11 protein-coding genes are annotated in these 17837 nt (G+C 70.6%); 3 read left to right on the forward strand and 8 right to left on the reverse strand.

From position 1 onward, the window contains the following. Positions 1 to 55: 55 nt before the first annotated feature. Complete coding sequence (locus ADK65_RS05605; protein WP_053668682.1) at positions 56 to 1996, reverse strand: acyl-CoA dehydrogenase family protein; 1941 nt, start codon at positions 1994 to 1996, stop codon at positions 56 to 58. 348 nt (positions 1997 to 2344) lie between these two features. Here ADK65_RS05605 and ADK65_RS05610 point away from each other — a divergent pair, with 348 nt between their 5' ends. Beyond that, on the forward strand, positions 2345 to 3358 hold the full coding sequence (locus tag ADK65_RS05610; protein ID WP_053668683.1) for a LacI family DNA-binding transcriptional regulator: 1014 nt from the start codon (positions 2345 to 2347) through the stop codon (positions 3356 to 3358). A gap of 100 nt (positions 3359 to 3458) precedes the next feature. Further along, positions 3459 to 5501, forward strand: coding sequence for a TIM-barrel domain-containing protein (locus ADK65_RS05615; RefSeq protein ID WP_053668684.1), 2043 nt, complete (start codon positions 3459 to 3461; stop codon positions 5499 to 5501). A 56-nt stretch (positions 5502 to 5557) separates the two neighbouring features. Here ADK65_RS05615 and ADK65_RS05620 read toward each other — a convergent pair whose 3' ends face one another. The 6 genes from ADK65_RS05620 to ADK65_RS05645 form a co-directional block, all read right to left on the reverse strand. Next, positions 5558 to 6037: a chorismate mutase gene (locus ADK65_RS05620; RefSeq protein WP_234352807.1), complete on the reverse strand. Its 480-nt coding sequence runs from the start codon at positions 6035 to 6037 to the stop codon at positions 5558 to 5560. A 171-nt stretch (positions 6038 to 6208) separates the two neighbouring features. After that, positions 6209 to 6922, reverse strand: a complete 714-nt coding sequence (locus ADK65_RS05625) for a glycoside hydrolase family 12 protein (protein WP_053668685.1) — start codon at positions 6920 to 6922, stop codon at positions 6209 to 6211. Positions 6923 to 7070: 148 nt separating this feature from the next. Next, on the reverse strand, positions 7071 to 9275 hold the full coding sequence (locus ADK65_RS05630; RefSeq protein ID WP_053668686.1) for a WD40/YVTN/BNR-like repeat-containing protein: 2205 nt from the start codon (positions 9273 to 9275) through the stop codon (positions 7071 to 7073). Between the two features lie 125 nt (positions 9276 to 9400). Then, positions 9401 to 10327 (reverse strand): carbohydrate ABC transporter permease, encoded by a 927-nt coding sequence (locus ADK65_RS05635; RefSeq protein WP_053668687.1) that lies wholly within the window; start codon positions 10325 to 10327, stop codon positions 9401 to 9403. Further along, positions 10324 to 11376 (reverse strand): ABC transporter permease, encoded by a 1053-nt coding sequence (locus ADK65_RS05640; protein WP_053668688.1) that lies wholly within the window; start codon positions 11374 to 11376, stop codon positions 10324 to 10326. The genes ADK65_RS05635 and ADK65_RS05640 overlap by 4 nt, the downstream gene beginning before the upstream one ends. Next, positions 11376 to 13055, reverse strand: coding sequence for an extracellular solute-binding protein (locus tag ADK65_RS05645; RefSeq protein WP_053668689.1), 1680 nt, complete (start codon positions 13053 to 13055; stop codon positions 11376 to 11378). The genes ADK65_RS05640 and ADK65_RS05645 overlap by 1 nt, the downstream gene beginning before the upstream one ends. A gap of 321 nt (positions 13056 to 13376) precedes the next feature. Between ADK65_RS05645 and ADK65_RS05650 the strand changes: the two genes are divergently transcribed. Then, positions 13377 to 16211, forward strand: coding sequence for a glycoside hydrolase family 3 C-terminal domain-containing protein (locus ADK65_RS05650; protein WP_053668690.1), 2835 nt, complete (start codon positions 13377 to 13379; stop codon positions 16209 to 16211). Between the two features lie 108 nt (positions 16212 to 16319). On the opposite strand, the gene ADK65_RS05655 is transcribed toward ADK65_RS05650, so the two are convergent. Further along, positions 16320 to 17765 carry an aldehyde dehydrogenase family protein gene (locus ADK65_RS05655; RefSeq protein ID WP_053668691.1) on the reverse strand — a complete coding sequence of 482 codons (1446 nt, stop codon included), beginning with the start codon at positions 17763 to 17765 and terminating at the stop codon, positions 16320 to 16322. Positions 17766 to 17837 lie beyond the last annotated feature (72 nt).

Consider the following 17837-nt stretch of genomic DNA (forward strand, 5'->3'; position numbering starts at 1 on the left):
ATCCCCTTCCCGGGGGCGCGCGCCATAGCGGTGCACGCCCCCGGGAGAGCCGGGGTTACCTGATCGGCCGGTGGACGTTCTCCTTCTGACTCGGCCCCGGTGTCGCGTCCGCGATCCAGGGGCCCTCGCCCGACGGGTCGACGATGCCCTGCTCCAGCCACTCGTACGTGCCGGACAGGACGCCCTTGACGACCTTGCGGTCGAGGTCGTCGGTGTTGGTCCACAGGCGGGTGAAGAGCTCCTCGACGCGGATCCTGGCCTGACGGCAGAAGACGTCGGCCAGCTGGTAGGCCTCCCGGCCGTGGTCGCCCTGGCTGCGCAGGAGCTCGGCCCGCACGCAGGAGGCGCTCATGGCGAACAGCTCGGCGCCGATGTCGACGATCCGGCCGAGGAAGCCCTGCTTGGACTCCATCCGGCCCTGCCAGCGGGACATGGCGTAGAAGGTGGAGCGGGCCAGCTTGCGGGCGGTGCGCTCGACGTAACGCAGGTGGCCGGAGAGGTCCACGTCGTGTTTGAACTCGCCGTACGAGGCGGGGAGCTGGCCCGGGCCCGCGACCAGTTTCGGCAGCCACTTGGCGTAGAAGACGCCCGCGTTCGCGCCGGCCCTGGCCTTGTCGCCCAGGGACTTCTCGGGGTCGATGAGGTCGCCGGCGACCGAGAGGTGGGCGTCGACGGCCTCGCGCGCGATCAGCAGGTGCATGATCTCGGTGGAGCCCTCGAAGATGCGGTTGATGCGCAGGTCGCGCAGCAGCTGCTCGGCCGGGACGCCGCGCTCGCCGCGGGCCCGCAGGGAGTCGGCCGTCTCGAAGCCGCGGCCGCCGCGGATCTGGACCAGCTCGTCGGCCATGGTCCAGGCCATCTCGGAGGCGTACAGCTTGGCGAGGGCGCCTTCGATGCGGATGTCGTTGCGGTCCTCGTCGGCCATCTGGGAGGCCAGGTCCGTCACGGCCTCCAGGGCGAAGGTGGTGGCGGCGATGAAGGAGATCTTGGAGCCGACCGCCTCGTGGTGCGCGACGGGCTTGCCCCACTGCTCGCGGGCCGCCGACCACTCCCGGGCGATCTTCAGGCACCACTTGCCGGCCGCGACACAGGAGGCCGGCAGCGAGAGCCGTCCGGTGTTGAGGGTGGTCAGGGCGATCTTCAGGCCCTGGCCCTCCTCGCCGACGCGGTTGGCGGCGGGGACGCGGACCTGGTGGAAGCGGGTGACGCCGTTCTCGATGCCGCGCAGACCCATGAAGGCGTTGCGGTTCTCGACCGTGACGCCCGGCGAGTTCGTCTCGACGACGAAGGCGGTGATGCCGCCGCGGTGGCCCTCGCTCTTGGGGACCCGGGCCATGACGACCAGCAGGTCCGCGACGACGCCGTTGGTGGTCCACAGTTTCACCCCGTCGAGGACGTAGTCGTCCCCGTCGGGCACGGCCGTGGTGGCCAGGCGGGCCGGGTCGGAGCCGACGTCGGGCTCGGTGAGCAGGAAGGCGCTGATGTCCGTGCGGGCGCAGCGCGGGAGGAAGCGCTCCCGCTGCTCCTGCGTGCCGAACAGCTTCAGGGGCTGGGGCACGCCGATCGACTGGTGCGCGGAGAGCAGGACGCCGATCGCGGGGCTCGCCGAGCCGGCCAGGGCGAGCGCCTTGTTGTAGTACACCTGTCCGAGGCCGAGGCCGCCGTACTTGGTGTCGATCTTCATGCCGAAGGCGCCGAGCTCCTTCAGGCCGTCGATCACCTCGTCGGGGATCCGGGCCTCGCGTTCGATGAGGGCCCCGTCGACCTTGGTCTCGACGAAGTCGCGGAGCTTGGCGAGGAACTCCTCGCCGCGCTGGGCCGCCTCGTCGGCGGGGAGGGGGTGGGGGTGGATGAGGTCGAGCCGGAAGCGGCCGAGGAACAGCTCCTTGGCGAAGCTGGGCTTGCGCCAGTGCTGTTCCCGGGCGGCCTCCGCCACCTCACGGGCCTCCCGCTCGGTGACGGCGGGACGGGAAGAGGGGGTGGTGGAAGCGGACATGAGGGGCACCTCGCCGCAACTAGGAAGATGGAGGACCGTTTCGTTACCGACCAGTGCTACTGGATCGTTGGTACCCGAATCCGGACGCTCTCACCAGTCCTCGCGCGTCCGTTCAGCCGAAGGGGGGCGGAGCGCCCCCGGCCCTTGTCGGCCGCCTGGCGACGGTGTTGCATCGAGGTGCCGGGCCCGTGGCGGATCCGGCCTTGAGGCGCTTCCGGAAATAGGTATCGAAGCGCTTCGATAATCTATGGACACCCACTCCCACTGGGGCTACTGTCGAACCACCCTCACACACCCGTATCAGCCAGGCGCACTATCGAAGCGCTTCACAAGAGCTTGGAGAGCTGGATGGTCACCCTCGCCGAGGTCGCCCAGCACGCCGGAGTCTCGGCGAGCACGGTGAGCTATGTCCTCAGCGGCAAGCGGTCCATCTCCGCGAACACCCGGCAGCGGGTCGAGCGGAGCATCCGCGAGCTCGGGTACCACCCGAACGCCGGGGCCCGCGCCCTGGCCAGCAGCAAGTCGAACATCATCGCGCTCATGGTCCCGCTGCGCACGGACATGTACGTGCCGGTGATGATGGAGATCGCCATCGCCGTCGCCACCTCCGCCCGCGCCCACGGGTACGACGTGCTGCTGCTCACCGGCGAGGAGGGCCCCGACGCGGTGCGCCGCGTGGCCGGCAGCGGGCTCGCCGACGGCATGATCCTCATGGACGTCGAACTCGACGACGAGCGGCTGCCGTTGCTGCGCGCGACGGACCAGCCGTCCGTGCTGATCGGTCTGCCCGCCGACACCACCGGGCTGACCTGCGTCGATCTGGACTTCCGCGCGACGGGCGCACTGTGCGTGGAGCACCTGGCCAAGCAGGGGCACCAGGACATCGCCGTCATCGGCGAAGCCCCGGCCGTGTACGAGCGGCACACGGGCTTCGCCGAGCGCACCCTCGACGGGCTCCGTTCCCGTGCCCGGGAACTGGGGGTGCGGCTGCTGCACCGGCCGTGCGAGGGCGGCTACGACGCGATGGCGGTCACCCTCGCCCGGATCCTCGACGAACGCCCTGACACCTCGGGACTGATCGTGCAGAACGAGTCGGCGGTGGAGCCGCTGCTCGCGCTGCTGCGACAGCAGGGCCGGGCCGTTCCCGAGGACGTGTCGGTGGTCGCGATCTGCCCCGACCAGGTCGCGACGCAGGCCTCGGTGCGGCTCACGTCGGTGGCCATCCCCGCGCAGGAGATGGGCCGGCACGCCGTGGACCATCTGGTCGCCAAGCTCGAGGGGCGCGGCAGCGACGAGGTCGTGCTGATCTCGCCCGAGCTGACGGTGCGGGGGAGCACGGGCCCGGCGCCGAGCCGGTCGTAGGCGCCCGTCCCCACCAGTCCTGAACACCGCCGCCCTCCCCGCAGGGCACCCCCATGCCTGCACCCCATGTCCGCCCTCCTCCAGGAGCACAGGAGCACGCGTGAATCAGCCTGCTGAAACCCAGCCCCAGGTGAGTCTGGCGCAGTCCTCCCCCACCGTCGGCACCTTCCGGGAGCGGGGCGGTGCGCTGGAGTGGAGCGGCCGCCAGGAGACCCTCCGGATCGAGCCGTGGGGCCCGGACGCGGTCCGGGTGCGTGCCCGGCTCGGCGGTCCCGTCCTGGAAGGACTCCCGGGCGCCCTGCTCGACGAGGCCCCCGCGACCCCGGCCACGGTCAAGATCGAGGACGGCACCGGGCTGCTGACCGTCGGCGCGCTCACCGTCGAGGTGAGCGCCGAGGGCCTGATCCGCTTCCTGCGGACGGAGGACTCCGCCGAGATCCTCGCCGAGGACCGCGCCCACTTCTGGTGGCCCGGCTCCCGCCTCTACACGGCCGTCGGCAACGGCCACCACCGCCTGGAGCAGCGCTTCGCCGCCTACGACGACGAGAAGCTGTACGGCCTCGGCCAGCACCAGCACGGGCGCTTCGACCAGAAGGGCCTGGTCCTGGACCTGGTCCAGCGCAACGCCGAGGTCGGCATCCCGGTGCTGACCTCCAGCCGCGGCTACACCCTGCTGTGGAACAACCCGGCGATCGGCCGCGTGGAGCTGGCGCACAACGGCACCCGGTGGGTCGCCGACTCGGCCCGGCAGATCGACTACTGGATCACCGCGGGCGACCCGGCCGCCGGCCAGCGCCGCTACAGCGCGGTGACCGGCCGCAGCCCGATGCTGCCTCAGTGGGCGGCGGGCTTCTGGCAGTGCAAGCTGCGCTACCGCACCCAGGACGAACTCATGGCGGTCGCCCGGGAGTACAAGCGGCGCGGGCTGCCCATCTCGGCGATCGTCTGCGACTTCTTCCACTGGACGCACCTCGGCGAGTGGAAGTTCGACCCGAAGGAGTGGCCGGACCCGGCGGCTATGGTCCGCGAGCTGGACGAGCTCGGCATCAAGCTGGTGGTGAGCGTCTGGCCGTCGGTGTCGCCGCTGAGCGAGAACCATCCGGTCATGGAGCAGCGCGGGTACTTCATCGGCACCCAGTACGGACCGATGGCGCACGCGGACTGGCCCGACAAGGAGGTCGCCTCCACGGTCCAGGTGGCCTTCTACGACGCCACCAACCCCGAGGCCCGGGAGTTCGTGTGGTCGAAGGTGAAGGAGAACTACCTCGACCCGTACGGCATCACGGCGTTCTGGCTGGACGCCTGCGAGCCGGAGCTGAAGCCGGGTTTCCAGGAGAACCTGCGCTACTGGGCGGGCCCGGGCCTGGAGGTCGGCAACGCCTACCCGGCGGAGAACGCCCGCACCTTCCACGAGGGCCTGGCCGCCACCGGCGAGGAGGAGATCGTCACCCTCAACCGCTCGGCCTGGGCGGGCAGTCAGCGCTACGGCGCCGCCCTGTGGTCCGGTGACATCGGCACCGACTTCCCGACCCTGCGCCGCCAGATCGCGGCCGGACTCAACACGGCCCTGTCGGGCATCCCGTGGTGGAACACCGACATCGGCGGCTTCCACGGCGGCGACCCGGACGACCCGGCCTACCGGGAGGTGATGGTCCGCTGGTTCCAGTTCGGCGCGCTGTCCCCGCTGATGCGGCTGCACGGCTTCCGCGACCCCGGCATGCCGCTGGGCCCTCAGATGACGGGCGGGCCCAACGAGGTGTGGTCCTACGGCGAGGAGGCCGGGGCGATCCTGGAGCGGTACCTGCGGCTGCGCGAGCGGCTGAAGCCGTATGTGCTGGACGTCATGCGCGCCGCCCACGAGGAGGGGCTGCCGGTGATGCGGCCGCTGTTCCTGGAGTTCCCGGACGACCGGACGGCCTGGTCGGTCGACGACTCCTACCTCTTCGGCCCGGACCTGCTGGTCGCGCCGGTGCTGACGGCCGGCGCCACGGCCCGTGCGGCGTACCTGCCGGCCGGGGCCACCTGGACGGACGCGTGGACGGGTGAGACCTACGAGGGCGGGCGGACCGTGACGGTCGACGCCCCGCTGGACCGGATCCCGCTGTTCCTGCGGGACGGGGCGGAGTTGCCGATCGCGGAGTGATCTCAGCTGTGCGGCCGTTCCCGCCCAGGGGGGGGAACGGCCGCGTTCTCATGAGTTCAGCGGCAGACGGAGGCCAGCGCGCGGACCAAGGCCCGGGTGTGCAGGGCGTCGAGGTGGTTCTCGTGGTGGACCTCGAGGCCGGCGAGTGCCAGTTCGGGGCGGCAGGTGAAGGCGCCGCGGTCCGCGGAGCTGTCGGCGACGGCTTCGACGAGCGCACCGGTGACCTGGTTGATCTTCTGCCGTACGACGTTCAGGTCCGGCTTGGTCGTCGGTGCTTCTTCCGGATGGTCGGTCCAGCGCTGGAAGAGGCCGCGCTGCACGATCTTGTTGGCCTCGATCTGGTCGCGGAAGATCGCACGGATCTCGTCCGGGTCGGCGCCGAGCTGCCGGGCCTGGGCGGCCACGTTGTCGAGGACCTGCTGCTCGCGGGCGGGGTCGTCGATGGGGCTGTCGGTGCCCCACTTGGCCGCGGCGACCAGGTCGGCGGTGGCCAGGCGTTCGGCGGCGAGCTCGGCGACGGAGTGCAGGGGGGACAGGGAGAGGGCGGCGGCGTGAGGGGCCGTCGCGGTGCCGGAGAGCGGAACCGCGACCGCGGAACGTCGCCGTGAGGACGACGGCCGCGGTCGCGGTCACGGTGATCAGAGCACGTCGGAGGGGGGTGGTGGTACGCATGTCCCCATCAAACCCGACGTTTCCCCAAGATCAGGTCAACTGCTGCTCACAGTAAGGTTGTTGGTGGTGAAGTTCAGGCCGCCGGACGACGAGGTGACCTCGTAGCCGAACTGCACGTCACCGATCGTCTCGTTGCCCATCCACTTCTTGGTGTCCTTGATCCACTTCAGGATCGGCAGGATGTTCACGGTGCCGGAGCTGGAGTTGGAGGTGCGGATGAACGAGAACACCTCGTTGGAGCCGTTGGTGCCCTTGAAGACGTTCCAGGAGTGGCCGCCGAGACTCACCGTGCCCTGCGAGCTGCCGAGCGGGCCCACGGGCCCGGTCTTGTTGACCCAGAGCATGATCTCGTAGTCGTGGTCCGTGTCCCAGATGTCGTACGACGTGTTGTACGCGCCGGACGACGGGACGCTGACGTTGTAGCTGCTGGAGAGCGACCCCAGCGAGGTGATCGACTTGTTGATCGCCTTCGTCTGGTTCGGGTAGGACTTGATGCCGCCGGTGTTGGGGTGGTTGGCCCAGATGCCCCAGTTGGTGCCGGAGTTGGCCCAGATGCACTGGCTGCCGGCGCCGCCGCCCCAGATGTTGTTGTAGAGCGTGTAGCCGTTCAGGTTGGTCTGGCCCCACTGGTCGCAGGTGTTCCAGACCGCGGCGGAGGCGGGGGCGGAGGCGAGACCGATCGTGGCGCCGAGCGCCAGGGCGGGAGCCAGCAGGGCCTTGGTGACCCTGCTCGGCGTGCGTGATGCCATGGTGTCCCTTCCATGGGTGGGGGGATTGCGGAGGTGGGGGGATCACCACGCCCTCAGCGCGAGGACGCGGTCTTCTCCGGCGACCGGGTCGAGCGTTCGGCGCCGGTGGAAGTCCTCGGGTCGAGCAGCGGGGGCCGTTTCCCTTCGCTCACCGGACGGGGTCCCCGTACTGCACGCCGCGTCCGTTGGTGGCGATGTAGACCCGGCCGTACACGCGCGGGTCGCCGGTGATGGCGGCTCCGGTCCAGCCCCACTGGTGCCGGTCGTCGTTGATCCGCGTCCAGGTCTTCGCCTCGTCGTCGGAGCGGTACACGGCGGTGACGTTCTCGGTGGAGCCGACCATGTAGATCGCCGGGTAGGAGGCGCCCTCGGCGGCCTTGCCGAAGCCCAGGGCGTACGAGGCCCAGCAGCTGCTGACCTTGGTGAAGGCCGCGCCGCCGTCGGTCGAGCGGTACAGCCCGTTCCACTTGAGGCTCAGCCACAGGTCACCGGAGCGCCCCGGTGCCGCGACCAGCTGGAACTCGCTGTCTCCGGAAGCCAGGCCGGTGGCCAGCGCGGTGAAGGTCCGGCCGCTGTCGGTGCTGGCGAAGAGCGTGCCGGTGGTGGTGTCGAAGGCGTAGAAGCGGGCCGGGTCGACGGGGTCCGCGACCGGCTTGGCGCCCTTCGGGAAGGTGGCGGTCTCGGACCAGGTGACGCCGTTGTCCGCCGAGCGGTGGCCCGGGTCGGACGTGCCGAAGGACCACACCAGCACGCTGCCGTCGGCGTTGGTGGCGATCGGGCCGGGCGCGGACTTGGCGACGGCGGGCTGGGTCGCGAAGGGGGCCCAGGTCCTGCCGCCGTCGTTCGAGAAGGCGCCGTTGCCGTGGTCGCCCCACCCGGACCGGACCACGTAGGACGGTCTGGCCGCGGCCAGCGACACGCCGGTCGCCGTGCTGAAGACCGGGTTCGTCGCCATGCCGCGCGAGGGCGACGCCGTGAGCCGCTCGTGGTACATCACGCCGACGTCCCCGCATCCGCTGATCAGGTGCGCCTTGCCGGCCGGGGGCGAGACCAGGTGCCGTACGGACGCCTCCTCCACTCCGCGGATCTGCGGGGCCCAGTGCCTGAGGTCACGGGTGCCGTACAGGGTGGCGCCGGTGCCGTACACGACGTGCCGGGAGTCGTACGGGTCGAGGGCGACGGCCTGCATCCACCAGCCGAACTTGGGCTTGTCGGCGCCGAAGGTGAGGAACGGCGTCTCCGAGACGTCGAGGACGGCCCTTTCCTTGAGGGACGTCCAGGTGCGGCCGCCGTCGGTGGTCCGGTACACGGTGTCCACCAGCGACCAGCGGTTGTTGGTGGCCACGACGACGGTGCCCGGGCGCCGGGCGTCCACGGCGACACCGCCGTAGGCGAAGGAGTCGGTCCCGCCGTCCCCCGTGGGCCCGCCGGGCTTCACCGGCGTGACCTCGGTCCACTTCCCGGTCGTCGTCCGCAGCTTGTGCACGCTGCCGTCGGACTGGCCGTTGGGGCCGGGGGCGTCGCCGTAGCTGACGTACAGCTCACGCGTGTGCCGGTCGTAGGCGGCCCGGACCGGGACCTTGGCGGCGGTGCCGGCGGGCTGCCCCGGGACGGCCTCCCAGGTGACGCCGTCGGACGTGCGGTAGAGGTTCCCGGAGGTGCCGTTTGAGTCGCCCCAGCCGGCGTAGACGCTGCGGCCGGCGGCGACCAGCAGGGTGACGCCCTGGCCGGTGGCGCTCGGGGTGGCAGGGAAGCTCACGGCCTTCCATGTGGCGCCCCGGTCGGTGGACTTGAGCAGTCCGTCGTGCCGGGTGCCCAGCCACAGGGTGTCGCTGTCCCGCGGGTCGACGAGCAGCCGTTCACCGCAGCCGCGCCCGTCCTCGTTGGCCCCGAGCTTCACGGTGAGGTCGGTGCGCTGCCAGGTCGCGCCCCGGTCCTCGGACCGCAGCACGGCCCCGTTGCCGGCCCAGGACTGCGTGTACGTGCCGAGGGCGAGGTAGACCCGGTCCGGGTGCGCCGGGTCGACGGCCATGGCCTCCACACCGAGCAGGTTCCAGTCGTCCCAGCCGATGTGGTCGGTCAGCGGGATCCACCGGTCGGTCCGGTCGTCCCAGCGGTAGGCACCGCCGATGTCGGTGCGGAGATAGGCGAGCCCTTCGACGGAGGGGTGGAACAGCACGCCGGTGATGAACCCGGTGCCGCCCTGGACGGCGTTGCGCCAGCGGTAGCCGCTCGGCGCCTCGGGGGTGGCGGCGGCTCGGGCCCGCCCCTGGGTCAGCGGCAGGGACCCGGCCGCGGCGGCGGCCGCGGTCCCGGCGAGAACGGCACGTCTGGAGAGGCTGGACGCATGCATGACACACACCTCGGCGTTCTGAGTGGGAGGGGGGAAGCGCCCTGAAGGGGCGCGGGGAACTGCGCGACCGGCCACATGCGCCCGCGGCCGCCGGACGAGGGGGCACCCCACCGGGTGGGAGTCGGTCAGCCTTTGACTGCCCCGGTGAGCATGCCCTTCTTGAAGTGCCGCTGGACGAACGGGGAGGCGACCGCGACGGGGACGAGGGCGAGGACCATGACCGCCATCTGCAGGCCCAGCGGGGAGAGGTGTCCGGTGCGGACCGCCTGCTGGAGACCGGTGGGGGCCTCGGTGTTCTTCTGGACGAGCTGGATGAGGACGTTCTGAAGCGGCATCATCTGCTGGTCGGAGAGATAGATGGACGCGTTGAACCAGGCGCTCCAGTAACCGACCGCGTAGAACAGTGAGATGACGGCCAGCACGGCGCGCGACAGCGGCATGATGATGGTCAGCAGGATGCGCAGGTCACCGGCCCCGTCGATACGGGCCGACTCGGTGAGTTCGGGCGAGATGCCCATGAAGAAGGCGCGCAGGACGAGGATGTTGAAGACACTGACCGCGCTCGGAAGGATCAGCGACAGGTAGGTGTCGGTGAGCCTCAGCGACTGCACCAGAAGGTACGTCGGGATGAGGCCGGCTCCGAAGAACATGGTGGCCATGATGGTCATCAGGAAGAACCGGTGGCCCAGAGTGCCCCGCCGGGACAGCCCGTAGGCGGCGAGCACCGACACCGTCATCGAGAACAGCGTGCCGACGAGCGTGACACCGACCGAGACCATGATCGCCCGGCTGACCTGGCCGCCGCTGAGCAGTTCGGTGTAGTTGACGAAGGTGATGCCCTCGGGGATCACGACCAGACCGCCGACCCGGTCGATCACGGGCTTGGGCGAGAGGCTGGTGACGATCACGATCCACAGCGGCCCGAGGACGCCCAGACAGCACAGGGCGAGGAATCCGCCCTTGGCGGTGAGCCCCACCTTGCTGGGAGGCTCCTCCCACACGGGCCGGGCGGGAGCCTTCAGGCTGCGGACGAGCTGCGTGTTGAGACTCACTTCTTGTACACCCCCTGCTCGCCGAGCAGATGCGCGACCTTGTTCGCACCCAGGACGAGACACACTCCGATGACTCCCTTGACGAGGCCGACCGCGGCCGCGTAGCTGAAGTCGCCGTTCTGGATGCCCATGTTCCACACGTAGGTGTCCAGGACCTCACTTGCTCCCGCACCGACCGCGTACCTCTGGAGCAGAAACTGCTCGAATCCGACGCTGAGTGCGTCACCCACGCGCAGCACCAGCAGCAGTGCGATCACGGGGCGCAGCGCGGGCAGCGTCACATGCCACATGCGGCGCCAGCGTCCCGCGCCGTCCATGGCGGCGGCCTCGTACAGATCGGTGCTGACGGCGGCCAGCGCCGCGAGGAAGACGATGATCCCCCAGCCGGCGTCCTTCCACACCGCCTGCGCGGTGACGAGGTACTTGAAGAAGTCCGCGTCGGTCATCAGGTCGAAGCCGCTCCACCCGTGCTTCTCCAGCGTCTGCGCGATGATGCCCGCGCCGCCGAGGATCTGCTGGAAGACGGTGACCACCAGCACCCAGGAGAAGAAGTGCGGCAGATACATGATCGCCTGGGCCACGGCCCGCACTCGCGGCCGGATCACGCTGTTGATGACCAGCGCGAGGGCTATGGGGACGGGGAAGAACAGCACCAGCTGGAGCACGAACAGCACGAGGGTGTTTTTCGTGGCGCTCCAGAACAGCGGGTCGTCGAGCATCCGCGAGAACTGCTCGACCCCGACCCAGGGGCTGTGGAAGATCGCCGTGACGCCGTTGCCTGCGACGTACGGGTCGTACTCCTGGAAAGCGACGACATTGCCCAGCAGTGGGACGTAGTTGAAGATCAGGAGCAGGACGATGACGGGCAGCGTCATCAGGATGAGCGTGCGGTCGCGGCGCAGCCGGACCCGGAACGGCACCTTGACCGCCCTGCCCTGGCGGCGCGGCAACGGCTCCTTCGCCCCCGCTGCGGCGACCGCGGCCGTCGGCTCCTCGACGGCCGCGGGGGGACGCGTCCCGTCGGGCCTGCTCCCGGCCGTGAGGGACATCAGTTGCCACTGCCGTTCTTGTCGATGAGCTGCTTGTACCAGTCGCGCAGCTTGTCGCCGCCGGAGGACTTCCAGGTGGAGATGGCCTGCTGTATGTCGGACAGCTTCTTGTTGCCGCGCACGAAGTCGATCTCCAGCTGCTCGAACTGGCTGGAGAGGGTGGCGTAGCGGCTGGGCTCGACGATGTTCATGCCGTAGGTGGACGTCCTCCTGACGAAGGCCCCCTGCCGCTGCTGCCACTCGACCTGCTTGCGGGCGATCTCGGGAAAGTCGGGGTGCGCGAGGTAGGGAGCGGGGGCCGCCAGCATCGACCAGGCGTTGTTCACCTCCTGGTTGCCCAGGTCGTTCTTGACCGGCGCGCCGTTCTTGACCGTGTAGTGGGTGCCCTCGACGCCATAGTCGACGAACATCCGCTCCTTGGTGCCGTAGGGTGCCGCCGCGAAGTTGGCGGCCGCCAGCGCGTTCTCGATCGTCTCCTTCGAGGCGCCCTTGCGGATCATCGACCAGATGGAGGCGGGCTGGCCCGCGTACAGCGTCGGGTCGCCGCCGTCGGCGCCGAAGTAGTCCATGCCCGCGATCACGAACTCCGGGTTGGACTGGGCCTGTTCGGTGGTCTTGCCGTACCAGGCGGACATGTCGCCGTTGAAGACCAGAGTCTGCCCGGCGGTGAACCGCTGGCTCGCGTCGCCCGTGTTTGCCTTGTCGTCGGGATGCACCACGCCCGCGGCGAACAGCTTGCGGACCCACTCCAGATGTTCGAGGTACTCGGGATGCTCGATGCGGTAGGTCAGCTTGCCGTCGTCCCCTATGTTCCAGCCGAGCGACCCTGCGGGCCGGACACCGAAGAAGCCGGCCGCCGACCACCTCATGTCACTGCACGCCCACACCTTGGCCTTGGCGCTGGTGGCCTCCTTGGCCCAGCTGAGGAACTCGTCGGGCGACTTCGGAACGGTGTAGCCCTTCTTGTCGAAGACGTCCTTGCGATAGAAGGGCACGATGTTGGGCACGGAGGCGGCCGGCATCGGGATGCCGCGCAGCGCGCCGCCGAAGATGCTCATGCGCCAGGAGTCCGAGGGGATGGCGGCCAGGTTCGGGTACTTCTTGACCTTGTCGCCGGCCAGGTAGGGGCCGAGGTCCATGAACTTCGCCGTGACCGCGCTCGAGATCTTGCCGACCAGCTCCCAGCTGGGCACGACCACCATGTCGGGTATGGAGCTGGAGGCGAGGACGGCACCGAGCTTCTCACCGTAGGTGTTGCCGTCCTGGTTCTGCCAGGTGACCTTGGTGCCCGCCGCCGCGTCGAGCGCCTTGTAGTACGCGCATCCGGGCTTCGGCGGCGAGCCCCAGAAGGGCGACATGATCTTGAGCGGGGCACCGGTGCCCAACTTGTCCGGCACCGAAGCGGGAAGGGCCTTCAGATCGACCTTGCCGGTGTATCCGGCCGCCGACCCGTTCTTGGGCGGAAGGTCCGGCTTGGCGAACGCGCTGGTGACGAATGTCGGGAGCAGCTTCGCCGCGTCCTTGCCCGACGTGGTGCCGTCCCGCGACCCGCCCTCCGACCCGCCGCACGCGGCGAGCAGCGGCATCCCGCCCGCCACGGCCGCGGTGGCGACCGCCGTGGAGGCGAGGAAACTTCTCCGGCTCGGTCCGGAGGAGGTGGAGGCGGCGTTCGGCGTCATTGCGTCAACCCTTCGTGGCGCACCAGGACACCCGGCGGTAGGCCGTCGGCTGCGGTGTCTCGAGTGGAACTGGCTGAGCGGAAGCGGGACTCCGACCAGAGGTGCCTCATCAGTCGAAGCGCTTCGATGTTGCTGTGAGGTTAAGTGAACACCCATGGGCGCACAAGGGTCGTTCCCAAACTTCTCCGCGGGCGTCAGAAGGGACCATTCCTCATGCCTTGCTTGAAGTGACGGTGCTCATGTCTTGACACTCGACCCGTCGGCCACCAGCATCGAAGCGCTTCGAAAGTGCCTCGCCGATCCATTGCAAGGGATCCCCACGTGACCGCACACACGCCACCCACCGCACCCTTCCGCGACCCGCGGCTGCCGTTCGCGAAGCGCGTCGACGATCTGCTCGGACGGCTCACCCTCGACGAGAAGCTGTCGTTCCTGCACCAATGCACACCCGCCGTCGAACGACTCGGCGTCGCCGCCTTCCGCACCGGCCAGGAGGCGCTGCACGGCGTGGCGTGGATGGGCCCGGCGACGGTGTTCCCGCAGGCGGTCGGCCTGGGCGCGACCTGGAACCCGGAGCTGGTGCGGCGGGTCGGCGACGCGGTGTCCAAGGAGGTCCGCGCGATGCGCGCCAAGGACGACCGGGTCGGCCTGAACGTCTGGGCCCCGACGGTCAACCTGCTGCGCCACCCCCTGTGGGGCCGCAACGAGGAGGGCTACTCGGAGGACCCGAAGCTCACCTCGGCGATCGCCACGGCCTACACGCACGGTCTGCGCGGTGACCACCCGGTCTACTGGCGCACCGCGCCGGTGCTGAAGCACTGGCTGGCCCACAACAACGAGACGGACCGCGCCACCACGTCGAGCTCGGTGCGCCCACGCGTGCTGCACGAGTACGACCTGCGGGCCTTCCGCGAGACCGTGGAGGCGGGTGCGGTGGCCGGGGTGATGCCGGCGTACAACCTGGTGAACGGCCGCCCCAACCACGTCTCCCCGTACCTGGCCGAGCACCTGCGGACCTGGACCGACGAGGACCTGCTGGTCTGCTCGGACGCGGGTGCGCCGAGCAACCTCGTCGACGCCGAGCACTACTTCGACACCCACGAGGAGGCCACCGCCGCCTCCCTCCTCGCGGGTGTCGACAGCTTCACCGACCACGGCACGGACTCCTCGCAGATCACCGGGCGGGCGCGCGGGGCGCTGGAGCGGGGCCTGCTGACGGAGGCCGACATCGACACGGCCGTCCGCCGCCAGCTGTCGGTGCGCTTCCGGCTCGGTGAGTTCGATCCGGATGACGACCCGCACCACGCCACCGCCGAGTTCGACACCCCGGCGCACCGGGCCCTCGCCCAGGAGGCGGCCGAACAGGCGGTCGTGCTGCTCAAGAACGACGGGGTGCTGCCGCTGGCACCGGACACCCGGATCGCGGTGGTCGGGCCACTCGCCGACGAGTGCAAGCTCGACTGGTACAGCGGCACGCTCATCCACCGCTCGACCCCGCTGGAGGGCCTGTACGAGCGGTTCGGCGCGCAGCGGGTGGAGTTCGCCGAGGGTGTGGACCGGGTCCGGCTGAGGACCTCCGCGGGTGCGTTCCTGCACGTGCCGGTGGTGGAGGGCGCCGCCGACGAGGTGCGCGGCGCCGAGGGCGCGCTGGACCCGGCGCTGCTGTCCGGCCGCACCGATCTGCCCCCGCTCACCACCGACGCGGCCGGCACCGAGCTGGCGCTGGCCGACTGGGGCGGGGGCGTGCTGACCTTGCGCGCCCCCGACGGCCGCTATCTGTCGGTCGCCGACGACGGGTGCGTGCGTGCCTCGGCCGACCAGCCCGGCGGCTGGTTCGTGCAGGAGACGTTCCGCCTGGAACCGCACGGTGACGGGCACCTCCTGAAGCACCTGGGGACGGGCCGGCACGTGTCTGTCTCCGCCGACGGTGTGAAGGTTGCCGAGGGAGATCCCGAGGTCTTCGAGCTGGTCGTCGTCGAGCGGGGCGAGGAGGCGGTGGCGCGTGCCGCCGCGGGCGCCGACGTGGTCGTGGTGGTCGCGGGCAACGACCCGCACATCAACGGCCGCGAGACCGAGGACCGTACGACCCTGCGGCTGCCGGAGCAGCAGGAGCGTCTGGTGCGGGCGGCCCGGGCGGCGAATCCGGCGACCGTGCTGGCGCTGGTTTCCGCCTACCCGTACGCGGTCGACCCGGCGGGGCCGGCCGCCGTGCTCTGGAGCGCGCACGGCGGCCAGGCGGCGGGCACCGCCCTGGCCCGCGTCCTGGCCGGTGACGTCTCCCCCGGCGGCCGTCTGCCGCAGACCTGGTACGCCGACGACACCGACCTGCCGGGCCTGCTCGACTACGACGTGATCGGCGCCCGCCAGACGTACCTCTACTTCGAGGGCACGCCCCTGTTTCCGTTCGGGCACGGCCTGTCGTACGCGTCCTTCGCGTACGGCGGCCTGACGGCCCGGGTCGAGAAGGCGGCGGTGCGCGTCTCCTTCTCCGTCACCAACACCGGCGACGTCACGGCCGACGAGGTGGCCCAGCTCTACGCCCGGGCCGTCGGTCCGTCCGTGCCGCGCCCGCGCCGCGAGTTGCTGGACCACCGCCGCGTCACCCTCGCCCCCGGGGCGACGGCCGAGCTGAACTTCGAGGTCCCGCTGAGTGCCTTCGGGTTCTGGGACGTCGCCCAGGACCGGTGGCGTGTGGAGCCCGGCGCGTACGAGCTGCTGGCCGGGGCGTCCAGTGAGGACGTCCGGCTGCGGAGGACCGTCGCGCTGGACGGCGAACCCGCCCGGCCGCGCGCGGTCGTCACGGTCGGCCTCCCGGCGGCGTCGTTCGACGAGCACAGCGGCATCGAGATCGTCGACCGGACGAAGGTCTCGGGCGACGCCGTGACACCCGCGGACTGCGCTTCCGGTGAACTGGTCTACCGAGCCTGTGACTTCGGTGAGGGCGTCAGCGAGGTGACGGTCGAGGTGGCCGGCGAGGGCACGGTCGAGCTGTCCCTCGACGGCGGCCCGGTCCTCGCGACGCTGTCACCCACCGCGGCCTCGGGCCCGTACGACTACGTCTCCCTCGGCGCAGCCGTCGACGCCTCGGGCGTCCACGACGTGCGCCTCGGACTGCGCGGCCCGCTGCGGCTCGCGCACGTCGGCTTCTCCGGCTGAGGGTCCGGAGCAGGCCGGCACGCAGAAGGGGCCCGGCACCGGAAGGCATCGGCGCCGGGCCCTTTCACAGAGCCTATATGAAAATGGTTTCCATAAGCCAGGCGGGCGTCAGAGGTCGATGCCGGTCAGGACCAGCACCCGCTCGTACGTGTAGTCCTCCATCGCGAACCGCACGCCCTCGCGGCCCACGCCGGACTGCTTGACGCCGCCGTACGGCATCTGGTCGGCGCGGTAGGACGGCACGTCACCGATGACCACGCCGCCGACCTCCAGGGCCCGGTGGGCACGGAAGGCGGTCTGCAGGTCGTGGGTGAACACGCCCGCCTGGAGGCCGTACTTGGAGTCGTTGACCGCGGAGAAGGCCGCGGCCTCGCCGTCCGCCTTCTGCACGGTGAGGACCGGCCCGAAGACCTCCTCGCACGAGATCGTCACGTCGGCAGGGACCTCGGCCAGGACGGTCGGCGCGTAGGAGGCGCCGTCGCGCTTGCCGCCGGTCAGCAGCTGCGCCCCGGCGTCCACGGCCTCCTGGACCCACGACTCGACGCGCTTCGCGGCGTTCTCGTCGACCAGCGGGCCGACGTCCGTCTTGTCGTCACTCGGGTCGCCGGTGACCTGTGCCTCGACGGCGGCGACGATACGCGGCAGCAGCCGGTCGTACACCGCGGCGTCGGCGATGACCCGCTGCACGGAGATGCAGGACTGGCCGCCCTGGTAGTTGGAGAACATGGCGATGCGGTTCGCCGCCCGGTCCAGGTCCTCGTCGCTCGCCCAGTCGGCGAGGACGACGGCCGCGCCGTTGCCGCCCAGCTCCAGGGTGCAGTGCTTGCGCGGCACCGAGTCCATGATCGCGTAGCCGACCTTCTCGGAGCCCGTGAAGGAGATGACGGGCAGGCGCTCGTCCTGCACCAGGGCCGGCATCTTGTCGTTGGCGACCGGCAGGATGCTCCAGGAGCCCGCCGGCAGCTCGGTCTCGGCCAGCAGGTCACCGATGATCAGGCCGGACAGCGGGGTCGCCGGGGCCGGCTTCAGGATGATCGGGGCGCCGGCGGCGATGGCCGGGGCGATCTTGTGGGCGCAGAGGTTCAGCGGGAAGTTGAAGGGCGCGATGCCGAGCACGACGCCCTTGGGGAAGCGGCGGGTGAGGGCGAGCCGGCCCTGGCCGCCGAGGTCGGTGTCGAGGCGCTGGGCCTCGCCGCCGTTGAATCGCCGGGCCTCCTCGGCCGCGAACCGGAACACGGACACGGCCCGGCCGACCTCGCCGCGCGCCCACTTCATGGGCTTGCCGTTCTCGGCGGAGATCAGCTGCGCGATCTCCTCGGTGCGCTCGGCCAGGCGCTTGCTGACGTGGTCGAGGGCGGCGGCCCGGACATGGGCGGGGGTGGCGGCGAACTCGTCCAGCACGGCGTGCCCGGCGGCCACGGCCTCCTCGACCTGGGCGTCCGTCGGCACGCTCACCTTGCCCACGAGCCGCCCGTCCCAGGGGGAGGTGACGTCGAAGGTTTCCTCGCCGGTGGCCTGGCGGCCGGCGAGCCAGAAGGCGTGGGTGGAGGTCATGTGGGTTCCGGCCCTTCGGCGTTGGGGGTGATCCTGTGCTACCGGACCAACGGTAGGCGCGAGGTGGCCGAA

The sequence above is a fragment of the Streptomyces sp. NRRL B-1140 genome (assembly GCF_001280065.1).
In the GTDB taxonomy this organism is placed as follows: domain Bacteria; phylum Actinomycetota; class Actinomycetes; order Streptomycetales; family Streptomycetaceae; genus Streptomyces.